General features: G+C 41.0%; 11 protein-coding genes. 9 read left to right on the top strand and 2 right to left on the bottom strand.

Annotation, left to right across the window (positions count from 1 at the left end; all coding sequences use genetic code 11):
* The first annotated feature begins 161 nt into the window (after positions 1-161).
* Positions 162-1,637: a ketol-acid reductoisomerase gene (ilvC, locus tag MNY66_RS14865; RefSeq protein WP_047254884.1), complete on the top strand. Its 1,476-nt coding sequence runs from the start codon at positions 162-164 to the stop codon at positions 1,635-1,637.
* A gap of 333 nt (positions 1,638-1,970) precedes the next feature.
* A complete protein-coding gene (gene rep / locus MNY66_RS14860; RefSeq protein WP_241501144.1) occupies positions 1,971-3,995 on the top strand; it encodes a DNA helicase Rep in 2,025 nt (674 codons plus the stop codon).
* A gap of 82 nt (positions 3,996-4,077) precedes the next feature.
* Here rep and gppA read toward each other — a convergent pair whose 3' ends face one another.
* Both gppA and rhlB read right to left on the bottom strand, forming a co-directional pair.
* Positions 4,078-5,586: a guanosine-5'-triphosphate,3'-diphosphate diphosphatase gene (gppA, locus tag MNY66_RS14855; protein WP_047254886.1), complete on the bottom strand. Its 1,509-nt coding sequence runs from the start codon at positions 5,584-5,586 to the stop codon at positions 4,078-4,080.
* A 9-nt stretch (positions 5,587-5,595) separates the two neighbouring features.
* On the bottom strand, positions 5,596-6,882 hold the full coding sequence (gene rhlB, locus MNY66_RS14850; protein WP_047254887.1) for an ATP-dependent RNA helicase RhlB: 1,287 nt from the start codon (positions 6,880-6,882) through the stop codon (positions 5,596-5,598).
* 118 nt (positions 6,883-7,000) lie between these two features.
* Here rhlB and trxA point away from each other — a divergent pair, with 118 nt between their 5' ends.
* From trxA to rffG, 7 genes are all read left to right on the top strand, one after another.
* Positions 7,001-7,327 (top strand): thioredoxin TrxA, encoded by a 327-nt coding sequence (gene trxA / locus MNY66_RS14845; protein ID WP_047254888.1) that lies wholly within the window; start codon positions 7,001-7,003, stop codon positions 7,325-7,327.
* 1,000 nt (positions 7,328-8,327) lie between these two features.
* Positions 8,328-9,587, top strand: a complete 1,260-nt coding sequence (gene rho / locus MNY66_RS14840; RefSeq protein WP_047254889.1) for a transcription termination factor Rho — start codon at positions 8,328-8,330, stop codon at positions 9,585-9,587.
* A 378-nt stretch (positions 9,588-9,965) separates the two neighbouring features.
* Positions 9,966-11,033: a UDP-N-acetylglucosamine--undecaprenyl-phosphate N-acetylglucosaminephosphotransferase gene (wecA, locus tag MNY66_RS14835; RefSeq protein ID WP_156170973.1), complete on the top strand. Its 1,068-nt coding sequence runs from the start codon at positions 9,966-9,968 to the stop codon at positions 11,031-11,033.
* A 30-nt stretch (positions 11,034-11,063) separates the two neighbouring features.
* Positions 11,064-12,119, top strand: coding sequence for an ECA polysaccharide chain length modulation protein (gene wzzE, locus MNY66_RS14830; protein WP_047254891.1), 1,056 nt, complete (start codon positions 11,064-11,066; stop codon positions 12,117-12,119).
* Between the two features lie 132 nt (positions 12,120-12,251).
* On the top strand, positions 12,252-13,382 hold the full coding sequence (gene wecB, locus MNY66_RS14825; protein ID WP_047254892.1) for a non-hydrolyzing UDP-N-acetylglucosamine 2-epimerase: 1,131 nt from the start codon (positions 12,252-12,254) through the stop codon (positions 13,380-13,382).
* On the top strand, positions 13,379-14,641 hold the full coding sequence (gene wecC / locus MNY66_RS14820; RefSeq protein WP_047254893.1) for a UDP-N-acetyl-D-mannosamine dehydrogenase: 1,263 nt from the start codon (positions 13,379-13,381) through the stop codon (positions 14,639-14,641). The genes wecB and wecC overlap by 4 nt, the downstream gene beginning before the upstream one ends.
* Positions 14,638-15,705: a dTDP-glucose 4,6-dehydratase gene (gene rffG, locus MNY66_RS14815; protein ID WP_047254894.1), complete on the top strand. Its 1,068-nt coding sequence runs from the start codon at positions 14,638-14,640 to the stop codon at positions 15,703-15,705. The genes wecC and rffG overlap by 4 nt, the downstream gene beginning before the upstream one ends.
* The last annotated feature ends 26 nt before the right edge of the window (positions 15,706-15,731 follow it).

The following is a 15,731-nucleotide window of genomic DNA, read 5'->3' as shown; positions in this document are numbered from 1 at the left end:
TGTTGCAAAAATTGCAATACTGTATTGTTAATATATCAATTTAAGCAATGCATTTCATCGCATATAGTGAATATATAAATTAATCACCTCACATTAGATGAGGCCAATAGACGGAAAAAACCGTCTAATGCTAAACACAACAGAACAATGGAGTCTGACCCATGGCGAATTATTTTAATACATTGAATTTACGTCAGCAGTTATCTCAATTAGGCAAATGCCGTTTTATGGCGCGTGAAGAGTTTGCTGATGAAGCAGGGTATTTAAAAGGTAAGAAAATCGTCATTGTGGGTTGTGGTGCACAAGGTTTAAACCAAGGCCTGAATATGCGTGATTCAGGTCTAGATATCGCTTATGCCTTGCGCAAAGAAGCAATTGCTGAAAAACGTGCCTCATGGCGTAAAGCGACCGAGAACGGCTTTAAAGTTGGCACTTATGAAGAATTAATCCCAGAAGCAGATTTGGTGGTTAACTTAACCCCAGACAAACAGCATTCAGCGGTGGTACAAGCGGTTCAACCGTTAATGAAAAAAGGCGCTGCGCTGGGCTATTCGCATGGTTTTAATATCGTTGAGGTCGGCGAACAAATTCGCAAAGATATCACCGTTGTGATGGTCGCACCAAAATGCCCGGGCACCGAAGTTCGTGAAGAGTATAAGCGTGGATTTGGCGTACCAACATTGATTGCTGTTCATCCTGAAAATGATGCGAAAGGCGAAGGCATGGCGATTGCTAAAGCATGGGCAGCCGCAACAGGTGGGCATCGTGCTGGCGTACTTGAATCATCATTTGTGGCTGAAGTTAAATCTGACTTGATGGGTGAGCAAACTATTTTGTGCGGTATGTTGCAAGCCGGTTCATTGCTGTGTTACGACAAAATGGTGGCAGACGGTGTGGAACCAGGCTATGCCGGTAAATTAATTCAGTTTGGGTGGGAAACTACCACTGAAGCCTTAAAACAAGGCGGTATCACTCTGATGATGGATCGCTTGTCTAATCCGGCGAAGCAACGTGCATTTGCACTGTCAGAGCAATTAAAAACCATTATGGCGCCTCTGTTCCAGAAACATATGGATGATATTATTTCTGGTGAATTCTCATCAACGATGATGGCTGACTGGGCGAATGATGATAAAAATCTACTGACTTGGCGAGAAGAGACCGGCAAATCAGCTTTTGAAAATTATCCAGAATATGACGCGAAAATAAAAGAGCAAGAATACTTTGATTATGGCGTGCTGATGATAGCGATGGTTAAAGCCGGAGTTGAATTAGCATTTGAAACTATGCTGGATGCAGGGATCATTGCTGAATCAGCCTATTACGAATCTCTGCATGAATTACCATTAATCGCCAATACTATTGCGCGTAAACGTCTGTATGAGATGAACGTGGTTATTTCTGATACTGCAGAGTACGGTAACTATTTGTTCTCATTTGCGGCCGTGCCGTTACTGAAAGAATTTATGACCACATTGCAGCCGGGTGATTTAGCGCAGGCCGTTGCAGATAATGGAACGGATAATGCCCAATTACGCGATATTAATGAAGCTATTCGTAATCATCCAATTGAAAAAATCGGTAAAACTCTGCGCGGTTATATGAAAGATATGCAACGTATTGCCGTAGGAGGTTAATTTTACGGTTAATAGTTTACGGTTAATAGTTTACGGCTAATAGTTTACGGCTAATAAATAGTTCTGTGATAATTATTTATCAATAAAGCGGTATCGTTAATAAAGTCATCAGCGGGCTCATAGATTATGGGCCCGTTTTTATTCTATTTTTATGGTATTTTTATTATAGATAAGCGCGATAGATTAAGCGCGAATGACAGTTCAAACAGATTAAAATAAAATCAATATCCTCAATATTCTCGGCTCATTACCGTGCCCGCTTTCTGCTACAATCCTAAGTTATTTCTCTCTGTTCGAATCAAGAGTTTATTAATAAGGCGATGCGATAAGGTTATGCGATTAAATCCCAGTCAGCAGCATGCTGTTGAATATGTTGAAGGTCCTTGTTTAGTGCTTGCTGGTGCAGGCTCCGGTAAAACGCGGGTTATTACCAATAAAATTGCTTATCTTATTCGGCAATGTGGATATCAACCTCGTCAGATTGCCGCGGTGACCTTTACCAATAAAGCCGCGCGTGAAATGAAAGAGCGTGTGGCACAGACTTTGGGGAAAAAAGAAGCTCGTGGATTGATCATCTCAACATTTCATACCTTGGGGTTAGAAATTATCAAGCGCGAATATAAGGCGCTAGGGATCAAAGCTAACTTCTCATTGTTTGACGATCAAGATCAGATGGCGTTACTTAAGCAGCTTACGCTTGATTTACTCGAAGAAGATAAAGACTTATTAAAGCAATTGATCTCGACGATTTCAAATTGGAAAAACGATCTTCTTGCTCCACAGGAAGCGATGGCGCGAGCTCTTAATGAGCGTGAGCAGCATTTTGCAGAATGTTATCGCCGCTATGAACTGCATTTGAAGAGCTGCAACGTATTGGATTTTGATGATTTAATTGCTAAACCCACGCTATTATTATCCCATAACGAAGAAGTTAGAGAGCGTTGGCAGAATAAATTGCGTTATCTGCTGGTGGATGAATATCAAGATACTAATACCAGCCAATATCAATTAGTTAAGTTATTGGTTGGACGTCGTGCTCGCTTTACTGTTGTGGGTGATGACGATCAATCAATTTATTCATGGCGCGGTGCTCGACCGCAAAACTTGGTGTTACTGTCGCAGGATTTTCCGCAATTAAATGTTATTAAACTTGAGCAGAATTATCGTTCTTCTGGTCGTATTCTGAAAGCCGCTAATATTTTAATTGCGAATAATCCGCATGTTTTTGAGAAAAGACTGTTCTCTGAATTAGGCTATGGACAGCCTTTAAAAGTGATCACCGCAAATAATGAAGATCATGAAGCTGAGAGAGTGATTGGCGAATTAATTGCCCACCATTTTATCAATAAAACAGCGTATAAAGATTATGCCGTGTTGTATCGTGGGAATCATCAATCGCGTATTTTTGAAAAAATGCTAATGCAGAATAGGATACCTTACCGTATTTCTGGGGGGACATCATTTTTCTCACGCCCTGAAATTAAAGACTTATTAGCCTATTTGCGCGTTATCACCAATCCTGAGGATGACAGTGCATTTTTACGTATAGTGAACACTCCACGCCGAGAAATTGGGCCTAAAACGATTCAAAAATTAGGTGATTGGGCGAATCAAAGAAATAAAAGTTTGTATCACGCTAGTTTTGATCTGGGATTAGAACAGTCGTTGACGGGCAAGGGATTAGCATCATTACAGCATTTTTCTCGCTGGATGGCGGAAATTTCCCGCTTGGCTGAGCGAGATCCTTTAATGGCGGTACGTGATTTATTGCGCGAAATAGATTACGAAAGCTGGTTGTATGAAACGTCAACGAGTACTAAAGCGGCTGAAATGCGCATGAAAAATGTGAATCAATTATTTACTTGGATGAGTGAAATGATTGAAGGTGATGAATTAACCGAGCCAATGACATTATCTCAGGTAGTTACGCGCTTTACATTGCGGGATATGATGGAGCGAGGGGAAGAAAGCGAAGATGCCGATCAAGTTCAATTAATGACTCTGCATGCCTCTAAAGGGCTTGAATTCCCTTATGTATTTTTAGTTGGTATGGAAGAAGGGCTACTACCTCATCAAAGCAGTATCGATGAAAATAATATTGATGAAGAACGCCGATTGGCATATGTCGGGATTACCCGTGCGCAAAGAGAATTATTTTTTACGCATTGTCGCGAACGTCGGCAATACGGTGAATTAATCCGCCCAGAAGTGAGCCGTTTTTTATTAGAGTTACCGCAAGATGACGTTGATTGGGAAAGTGAACGAAAAGTCGTGACGCCGGAAGAACGGATGAATAAAGGTAAATCTGCGCTTGCTGATATTAAAGCTCGTTTAGGATTAAATACTAAAAAAATATAGTTTATTCATATTAAAAGTAAAAATGTTGCATCTGACGTGATCTGCCGATGCAACATTTTATTTTTTAGCTTAGATTCGCGGATTAGAGGCTGGAGTTATTGCGCTCTTCCAGAATCAGAGGCCAGTTAACATAGCTTTGCCATTGTACTTCTTGTTGCAGATTTTCCGCCCGTAAAGGGTGGGAGGCAAGCCAGTTATACGGCAATGTAATGGTTAACGACTGTGCTGAATTTACCTGTAAACGTAGTGCTGGCAAGGTATCGTCACGCCGACGACTGGCAAAAATAATCGCAAGCCGCAGAAGGCGTGATAAGTGTATTGCTTGTTGCATCGGTAACGCATTTTGCTGGCTTAGTGAGGCTAAATCGATAGCGCCACTCTGATTTTTTAACAATGAAGCTAATAATCTTTTTTGTGCTGGCGTATAACCCGGTAGATCGAGATGGGTTAGTAGATAACTTGCATGCTCTGCACTTTTACGGAAATCAACACTAAGACCAATTTCGTGTAACGCACAAGCGCTGGATAATAAATCGCGTGAGCGCTGATCGAGTCCCCAAGGTTTGGCGACCTGTAGATAAAAGTGTTCAGCCAATTGTTTAACGCGATTGGCTTGCTCAATATCAACTTGAAAACGGTGCTGAATATTGCGTAATGTGCGAGCTCGGATATCTTGTTCAATCGGCAAATCTAGCATGCCGTAGACTAAACCTTCACGTAAGGCACCGCCGGCAAGTGTCATATTTTCAATATTCAGAGTTTTGAAAATTGCGATTAAAATGGATAATCCACTTGGAAACACTAATGCGCGTTCAAAGGTCAGTCCTTCAATTTCGAGTTCTTCAAGTTTACCGCAGACAATCGCTTTGCGTTTTAATTCTTGCAGCTTGGGAAGGGTAATTAATTCATCCATTCCTTGAGCTATCATAATTTCTTGAATTGCTTGGACGGTGCCTGATGCGCCGACACAGATTTGCCAGCCATGGCGTATTAACTGCTCCGCAACAGGCATTATAATTTGCTGCGCAGCAGATTCAGCTTTAGCAAAGTTATCCGCCGTTAGTGTTCGGTCGCTAAAGTAACGTTCAAGCCAAGTGACACAGCCCATCTCTAAACTAAACAGTTGAGATGCTTTGGCTCCGGTACCGGTGACTAATTCTGTACTGCCGCCACCGATATCAACGACTAGGCGCTGAGTTGGACCACCTGTCGTATGCGCTACGCCTTGATAAATTAAGCGAGCTTCTTCTTCTCCTTGGATAACTTTGATCGTATTTCCGAGTATTTTGCTCGCTTTTTCAACGAAGATATCTGCATTTTTGGCTATTCTCAATGTTGCAGTAGCAACTACGCGCACTTGAGATGCAGGGATATCCTGTAAATGTTCTGAAAATAGTCTTAGGCACTGCCAACCGCGCTCCATTGCTTGCTCAGAAAGAACGTTATCTTTATCTAAGCCTGCGGCTAGCCTCACTTTGCGTTTTACCCGAGAAATCACCTGAATACTACCAGCAACTTCGCGAACGACAAGCATATGAAAGCTATTAGAACCCAAATCAATCGCAGCATAAAGAGAAGAAGATTTTAGCATACCGGTTACTCAGCTCGTCCGTTTACGGGGATTGCGTGGTCCATTATGGCGACGCTGCACATTATTACCTCTACGCTGTCCGTTAGGACGTGCGCGATGATGACGTTTCGGCGCGGGTAGGTCGGTTAATAATGCATCACTATTATATTTACTGACTGGAATTGAATGTTGAATATAGGTTTCAATCGCCGGTAAATTTAGTGAATATTCTTCGCAAGCCAAACTAATGGAATGACCACTTTCACCTGCGCGGCCAGTACGGCCAATACGGTGAACATAGTCTTCGCAATCGTCAGGTAAATCATAGTTAAACACATGCGTCACGGAAGGAATATGTAATCCACGAGCCGCAACATCGGTCGCAACGAGAATATCGAGGCTTCCTGCTGTAAATTGCTCCAGAATATGTAGACGTTTTTTCTGTGCTACATCTCCTGTTAATAAGCCTACGCGATGACCATCGGCGGCTAAATGTCCCCAGATTTCTTCGCAGCGGTGCTTAGTATTTGCAAAAATAATACATCTGTCAGGCCATTCTTCTTCGATTAAGGTTTGCAGAAGACGCATTTTTTCTTCATTTGAAGGATAAAATAGCTCTTCTTTAATTCGATGACCGGTTTTTTGCAACGGCTCGACTTCAATGTATTCAGGAGTATTCATTTGCTCAAATGCAAGCTCACGAACACGATAAGATAATGTGGCGGAGAACAATAAGTTCATTCGCTCTGTCACTGCTGGCATCCGGCGGAATAACCAACGAATATCTTTAATAAATCCGAGGTCATACATACGGTCAGCTTCGTCAAGTACAATGACTTGAATTGCGCCAAGATCAATATAATTTTGCTTTGCGTAATCGATCAATCGGCCCGTGGTACCAATGAGAATATCAACGCCTTTTTCTAGCACTTTCAATTGCTCATCGTAGCCATCACCGCCATAAGCGAGGCCCATTTTTAGCCCAGTGTAGGCCGCTAATTCATTCGCATCAGAATAAATTTGCACGGCTAATTCACGGGTTGGCGCCATAATCAGCGCACGCGGCTGATTAGTTTTGTGTCCCTGTTTAGCTGGGTGTGTTAGCAAATAATGAAATGTCGACGCTAAAAATGCCAGCGTTTTCCCAGTACCTGTTTGCGCTTGCCCCGCAACATCTTTGCCTTCGACAGTGAAAGGCAAGGTGTACGCCTGAATCGGTGTACAATAATTGAAGCCTTTTTTATCAAGTGCTTCAATGACCTTGGGGTGTAAGGCGAAGTCGGAAAACTTCTTTTCTGTCAAGTGTGCTTTACTCATAGTATGTTAGAATATCAGTTAACTGTTGATTTACGAAAGTGTATCCTTTGAAATAAAGCATACTGCTGTAAATTAATGTTACACTAAGTCGGCACAAGATGATTCTCTGGAGTACAACATGAGCGATAAAATAATTTATATCACCGATGCAAGTTTTGAGAACGAAGTTCAAAAAGCAACTTCACCTGTATTAGTAGATTTTTGGGCAGAATGGTGTGGCCCTTGTAAAATGATCGCACCAATTCTTGATGAGATCGCTGTAGAATATACAGGCAAACTTACCATTGCAAAACTGAATATTGATGAAAACCCGGCGACCGCACCAAAATTTGGTATCCGTGGTATCCCAACTTTATTGTTATTTAAAGACGGTAATGTTGTGGCAACTAAAGTCGGCGCATTATCAAAATCTCAGTTAAAAGAGTTTTTAGATAAAAACCTGTAAGCCCGATAGTTGTTGTTATAAATATAACCGCTATAAATAATAGTGGTTATATAATAAGTAGTTATCAAATAAATGATATGAAAGATTGTTTGTTGTGTATAACTGCTCTCAGTGTTTTTCTTTCGTCTCTGATGATAATCAACCCTAATTAAGTCAATAGATTTATTTGCTTAGATAGTTTGGATAAATAGTTTGGATAATTAGACTATCAATAGATTGATCTTCAGCAACCTAAGATACAATGAGAAATGCAATCTAGTTAATCGATATTGCAGCACGTTTGGCGGTTTATAATTTTTGTATTATAGCCGCTAGACGTTCGCAAAGAAGCGTGATAAGTTAGCCTCACTATCTCATGTTCGTATGGCGCCTGTGTGAATGATCTTAGTTGCATCATTCTTGTCGGTCTGATTTTCTTGTTATCTGGCGCATCACTCATTGATTTTTGTTATGTTTACTGCTAAAAATTATGAGGTTTCTCGTTGTTGTCCCGATGCAAACAAACGCCAGACGCCCTACACAGCTCCAGTGATTTCAATCAAACAATTCATAGTTTAATTAAATAGTGTATCTGCCTAGGTACAATACAAATTTATCTGTATCGCCTAGTATTTAATCAATACACTGTCTGTTAAGCGTTGTATGTTGTTCGATTGGCATAATCAGCATAAGAAGTGGTTGATCTGTGCTGTTAACAACCGACTGAAATATGCGACCTTGAGCTAGAATTTAGTCCTAATCTGTAAAAAAGTATTGCTAATATCGTTAGTGTTTCTAATAATACCTTGAAATTATTTTGGCTAAACACACTATTAGTTTGCATTGTTACTGTTTCGCATTGTGAACGATGAAATGAATTTGTGCTTTGTTGTTCAGCTGATAGATTACCTCGCTGTACGACCAAGTGTTTATAGATGTAAAGTGAGATGGGTAGCGATAAAGTTACCTCTTATTTACGTTCATAGTTCGAGAATCACCCCGAGTTAAAGAACCCACCATTATGAATCTTACCGAATTAAAAAATACGCCAGTATCTGAATTGATTACACTCGGCGAAACTATGGGACTAGAAAACCTAGCCCGTATGAGAAAGCAGGATATTATCTTCTCAATCCTCAAGCAGCATGCGAAAAGCGGGGAAGATATTTTCGGCGATGGCGTCCTGGAAATATTGCAAGATGGATTTGGATTCCTCCGTTCCGGAGACAGTTCTTACCTTGCAGGCCCTGATGATATCTATGTTTCTCCCAGCCAAATTCGTCGTTTTAACCTCCGTACCGGTGATACCATAGCAGGAAAAATTCGCCCACCAAAAGAAGGTGAGCGTTATTTTGCCCTACTAAAAGTTAACGAAGTTAACTACGACAAACCTGAAAATGCCCGCAATAAAATCCTGTTCGAAAACTTAACACCTCTTCATGCTAATAACCGTTTGCGTATGGAACGTGGTAATGGTTCAACAGAAGATTTAACAGCTCGAGTTCTTGATTTAGCGGCACCGATCGGTCGTGGTCAACGTGGTTTGATTGTTGCTCCACCAAAAGCCGGTAAAACAATGTTACTGCAAAATATTGCAGCTAATATTGCCAACAATTATCCTGATTGCGTATTGATGGTGTTACTGATTGATGAGCGTCCGGAAGAAGTTACGGAAATGCAGAGATTGGTCAAAGGTGAAGTTATCGCTTCTACATTTGATGAGCCTGCTGCACGTCACGTACAAGTCGCTGAAATGGTCATCGAAAAAGCTAAACGTTTAGTTGAACATAAAAAAGATGTCATTATTCTTTTGGATTCAATCACTCGCTTAGCTCGTGCTTATAACACCGTTGTCCCTTCATCAGGTAAAGTATTGACCGGTGGTGTGGATGCTAACGCATTACATCGTCCAAAACGTTTCTTCGGTGCGGCTCGTAATGTCGAAGAAGGCGGTAGCTTGACTATTATTGCAACTGCATTGGTAGATACAGGCTCTAAAATGGATGAAGTTATTTACGAAGAATTTAAAGGCACCGGTAATATGGAGCTGCATTTATCTCGTAAAATTGCTGAAAAACGTGTCTTCCCAGCTATCGACTATAATCGTTCTGGTACTCGTAAAGAAGAATTACTAACTACCACTGATGAGCTACAGAAAATGTGGATCTTGCGTAAAATCATTCATCCAATGGGTGAGATTGATGCAATGGAATTCCTAATTAATAAGTTAGCGATGACCAAAACCAATGAAGAGTTTTTTGATTTCATGAAACGCGCATAATCGTTGGTAACAGAAAAGTTAATTTATTATAAATAAGCACCATTAATTAATGGTGCTTATTTTTTTTATGGCATGAATAATTATCTAATTCAGTATAATATCGCTATTATTATTTTTTAGGTGAAATAATTATTTAACTCGGTATAAAATCTCTATGTTGTTTAAGCCAGTATGGCTGTCGTCTATTCATATATTGATTTTATTAGGGTGTGGGTTTTTTATTAAAGATTCATCTTATAGTTGACCTGCTTGGAAGTATGATATGACCACAGATAATCGTTTTACCATATAAGATAGATTTTCGATAAAAAATCCAAAACAATATCTGGATGAAATATAAAAAGATAAGAGAGTTCAATTGTGAATACCGTATACTTTATGACTAACCTTTTTTACGTTTTTTTATTTACTTTAGTATTTATTTTTATTGCGCGTATCGTGGCAAAAAAAATAGGATTAGTAGATAAACCTAATTTTAGAAAGAAACATCAAGGATTAATTCCTTTAGTGGGTGGAATTTCGGTATTTTTTGGTGTTTGCTTCGCATTTATTATAACTAATGAATATATTCCTCATAAATGGTTATATATTGCCTGTGCTGGTGCATTAGTATTTATTGGTGCGCTGGATGATAGGTTTGATATCAGTGTTAAGTTTAGGGCGTCGGTACAAGCCTTAGTTGCGGTTGTTATGATGTCTGCGGCGGGCTTAAAACTTGAAACACTGGGTCATGCTTTTGGTCCTTGGGAAATTGTACTGGGTCCATTTGGTTATATTGTTACCTTATTTGCTGTTTGGGCTGCTATTAATGCATTTAACATGGTCGATGGGATCGATGGCTTGTTAGGTGGACTATCTTGTGTTTCTTTCGGCGCACTTGGATTTTTACTGTACCAGAGTGGTAATCATGCATTAGCATTTTGGTGTTTTTCCTTTATTGCCGCTATCCTTCCTTATATCTTCCTTAATCTTGGCTTACTCGGTCGTCGTTTCAAAGTATTTATGGGAGATGCCGGGAGTACCCTGATTGGTTTTACTATTATTTGGATACTTGTTGCATCAACTCAAGAACCAGTGCATCCGATTAATCCGGTGACAGCATTATGGGTGATTGCTATTCCTCTGATGGATATGGTTGCTATTATGTATCGACGTATCCGTAAAGGAATGAGCCCGTTCTCTCCAGATAGACAACATATCCATCATTTAATTATGCGTTCAGGTTTCTCTTCACGTGGTGCATTTGTATTGATTACGCTGTCTGCCGCATTGTTAGCTATTATCGGTATTGTGGGTGAAAGATTAACTTTTATCCCTGAATGGGTGATGTTGGCATTATTTTTGCTTGTATTTATTATGTATGGTTACTGTATCAAACGAGCTTGGAAAGTCGCACGTTTTATAAAACGTGCTAGACGTCGCATGCGTCGTAATACAGTTCGATAGACGACAAACTAAAAGCAGGGGTTTTGTGCAGTGAAATATTCAGAAACACAACCTAATCAGCACCAGCCATCACTGGAGCCTGAATTGGATATTCGGGGTTTAGTGCGTACTTTATGGCAAGGAAAGATATGGATCGTTGCGTTTGCGGTTCTTTTCGCTGCAGTTGCGCTGACTGCATCTTACTTCATGCAGCAAAAATGGAGTGCCACCGCTATTACTGATCTTCCTACGGTAAATAATTTGGGAAGTTATTATTCTCAACAGCAATTTTTACGCAATTTAGATTCGCGGATCAATGCGTTACCGGAAGCTCAGTTACCCTCAATCTCGAATGAAGCTTACCAAGAGTTTGCTAAACAAGCCGGTTCTTATGATACCCGTCGTCAATTTTGGTTGAATTCAGATTATTATAAGCAACGTCAGGAAAATGATGTTAAAGCAGATGCCGTATTATTGGATGAGTTAATTGAAAATATTCAATATGTCCAAGCTGATGGAGCTAAAACCTTAAACGACAGCATCAGATTAATTGCAGAAAGTGCACCTGAAGCTAATAAGCTACTGCGTGATTATATTCAGTATGCTAATCAGCGTGCGGTGACTAATCTAAATGATGAAATTAAAGGGGCTTGGGCAGCGAAAACTCAATCGATGAAAGCATTAGTTAAACGTGAAGATATGGTGGCTAAAGCCGCTTATGAAAGACGTTTAAATACGTTGGAACAAGCATTGAAAGTTGCAGAAAAACAGGGTATTTCACGGAATCAAAGTTCCGCACCACTCGATGAGTTACCGGATTCAAAATTGTTCATGATGGGGATGCCGTTATTGCAAGCTCAGATTGAAACGCTGAAAGCTACAGGTGCAGAATATAATGCAGATTACGATCAGAATATTGCCATGTTATCTACGTTGAGTGTTGGCCCAACATTAAATGATGATTTCCAAGCCTATCGTTATTTACGCACACCAGAAGATCCAGTCAAACGCGATAGTCCGCGTCGCGCCTTTTTAATGGTGATGTGGGGAGCGATTGGTGGGCTGGTTGGTTGCGGGATTGCGCTAACACGCCGCCGTCAATCTTGAGTTCTATCATCTTCATCCTTATAGAGTACAATTAAAGCTGACAGATTTTGTCTGTCAGCTTCGTAGTAATAGTATTTATTACATAACATAAGCAGATAGATAACTGCTATAGATAAAAATAAGAGAGCCAGTGTGAAAGTGTTGACTGTATTTGGTACACGGCCGGAGGCAATAAAAATGGCTCCGCTAGTGCATGCGTTAGCAAACGACGAGGCCTTTGAAGCAAAAGTATGCGTTACGGCTCAGCATCGTGAAATGTTGGATCAAGTTTTGCAACTTTTTGAGATCATGCCTGATTATGATCTTAATATTATGAAACCAGGGCAAGATTTAACTGATATTACTTGCCGTATTCTTTCCGGTTTAAAAGCGGTTTTTGCTGATTTTAAACCGGATGTTGTCTTAGTACATGGTGATACTGCAACAACCATGGCGACAAGTTTAGCGGCATTTTATCATCGCATTCCTGTCGGTCATGTAGAAGCAGGATTACGCACAGGCAATCTTTATTCCCCTTGGCCAGAAGAAGCAAATCGTAAGATTGCCGGTCATTTGGCGATGTATCATTTTGCTCCGACCGAAAATTCTCGGCATAATTTATTAAAAGAGTCTATCGCAGACGAAAATATTTTTGTAACCGGCAATACGGTTATCGATGCATTGCTGTGGGTTCGAGATAAAGTATTGTTAGATAAAACAATTGTTAATAAACTTGAATCACAGTATCCCTTCATTAATCCAGACAAAAAAATGATTTTAGTCACAGGCCATCGACGTGAAAGTTTCGGGGGAGGATTTGAGCGTATTTGTCACGCATTAGCGGAGATTGCTCAGGAGCATCCCGATGTCCAAGTTGTATATCCGGTGCATTTAAATCCCAATGTGAGTGAACCCGTTCAGCGTATCTTGCATGGTATTGATAATATTATTTTGATTAATCCACAGGAATATCTGCCGTTCGTCTATTTGATGAATCATGCTTATATGATCTTGACGGATTCAGGTGGTATTCAGGAAGAAGCGCCTTCGCTGGGTAAACCCGTTCTGGTGATGCGCGATACTACGGAACGTCCAGAAGCTGTTGAGGCAGGTACAGTCCGCCTCGTGGGTACAGATACCCGTAAAATTGTTGACGAAGTTAATCGGTTACTGATAGATGAAGCGGAATATCATGAGATGAGCCGCGCCCATAACCCTTATGGGGATGGTCATGCTTGTCAGCGTATTCTTGATGCACTAAAAAACAATCAGGTGAAATTATGAGTTTTGAAACTATTTCTGTTATCGGCCTTGGTTATATCGGTTTACCAACGGCGGCAGCATTTGCTTCCCGCAACAAGCAAGTGGTTGGTGTAGATGTCAATCAGCATGCGGTTGATACCATTAATCAAGGAAAAATCCATATTGTTGAGCCTGAGTTAGATAAGATAGTGAAAACGGCGGTAGAAGCCGGTAACTTAAAAGCCTATAACAAACCTCAGCCGGCTGATGCTTTCTTAATTGCGGTGCCAACGCCATTTAAAGGTGAGCACCAACCAGATTTAGCTTATGTTAGATCAGCAGCAGAATCGATAGCCCCCGTGTTGAAAAAAGGCGATTTAATCATTCTGGAATCAACCTCTCCGGTTGGCGCGACAGAGCAAATGGCTGAATGGTTAGCGGCCGCTCGTCCTGATTTAACTTTTCCTCAGCAAGCGGGCGAACAAGCAGATATCGATATCGCTTATTGCCCTGAGCGCGTATTACCTGGTCAGGTGATGATTGAATTAGTTAAAAATGACCGCGTCGTGGGTGGGATGACGCCAAAATCATCTTTACGTGCTAGCGAATTATATAAAATCTTCCTCGAAGGCGAATGTGTTATTACTAATTCCAGAACGGCGGAAATGTGTAAATTAACTGAAAACAGTTTTCGCGACGTTAATATTGCATTCGCTAATGAATTATCTCTCATTTGTGCGGAACAAGATATTAACGTATGGGAGCTGATAAGTTTGGCTAATCGTCATCCTCGCGTCAATATCTTACAGCCAGGCCCGGGTGTTGGTGGGCATTGTATCGCAGTTGATCCTTGGTTTATCGTGGCTCAAAGCCCGAAACAGTCACGTTTAATCCACACGGCACGTCTAGTTAATGATGGCAAACCGGTTTGGGTCGTCGATCAGGTTAAAGCGGCGGTAGCTGATTGTTTAGCGAAAACAGATAAAAAAGCCAGCGAAGTTAAAATCGCTTGTTTTGGTCTTGCATTTAAACCCAATATTGACGATCTGCGTGAAAGCCCAGCAATGCACATTACTAAAATGGTTGCAGAGTGGCATGTCGGTAAAACGTATACTGTAGAACCAAATATTAAGCAATTACCTAGCTCTTTGAAAGGGATTGCCGAACTGGTTTCAATCGAAGACGCCATTAATGATGCTGATGTTCTGCTGATGCTGGTGGATCATTCGCAGTTTAAAGCGATCCCACGGTCACAGCTGAAGCAAGAGTGGATTGTTGATACCAAAGGAGTTTGGCATTGAAACGCATTTTAATTACCGGAGGAGCCGGCTTTATCGGCTCTGCGGTTGTTCGTCATATTATTGAAAATACTGAAGATATGGCCATTGTGGTTGATTGTCTGACGTATGCGGGAAACCTGGAGTCATTGGCTTCTGTTGCTCAAAGCGAACGCTATGCGTTTGAATCTGTCAATATTTGCGATGCGGCAGCTTTAGATACCCTTTTTAATCAATATCAGCCAGATGCCGTGATGCATTTAGCCGCAGAAAGTCACGTTGATCGCTCAATTGATGGGCCGGCAGCATTTATTGAAACTAATATTGTAGGAACTTACACTTTATTAGAAGCCGCACGCCGTTATTGGTCTCAATTGACCGAGCAACAACAAGCTGCGTTTCGTTTTCACCATATTTCTACCGATGAAGTTTATGGTGATTTAGATGGGCCCGACGGGCTGTTTACTGAAACTACTCCGTATGCGCCGAGTAGCCCATATTCAGCCTCAAAAGCTTCGAGCGATCATTTGGTTCGTGCTTGGCATCGGACGTATGGTTTACCGACCATGATCACCAACTGCTCAAATAATTATGGACCGTATCATTTTCCTGAAAAATTAATACCTTTGATTATTTTGAACGCATTGGCAGGAAAACCTTTGCCAGTTTACGGTAAAGGCGAGCAAATTCGTGATTGGTTGTACGTTGAAGACCATGCGCGTGCATTGCATTTAGTGGTCACTCAAGCAGAACCGGGCTCAACCTATAATATCGGCGGTCATAATGAGCGTCGTAATATTGATGTGGTTAATACAGTTTGTGATTTATTAGAACAACTGTGTCCTGAAAAACCGCAAGGAATAGCAAATTATCGTGATTTGATTGTTTATGTGACTGATCGTCCAGGACATGATATGCGCTATGCCATTGATGCAGATAAAATTGCTAATGAACTAGGTTGGCGTCCGCAAGAAACCTTTGAGTCGGGGATCCGTAAAACGGTGGAGTGGTATCTCAATAATCAGACCTGGTGGCAACGCGTTCTTGACGGTTCTTATGCCGGAGAACGTTTGGGATTAGGCCACTAAGTTAAAGATTAGCGAGCTTAGAATAA

It is taken from the genome of Moellerella wisconsensis (assembly GCF_022592395.1).
GTDB classification, from domain to species: Bacteria; Pseudomonadota; Gammaproteobacteria; order Enterobacterales; family Enterobacteriaceae; genus Moellerella; species Moellerella wisconsensis.
This window is presented reverse-complemented; position numbering and strand designations above follow the sequence as displayed.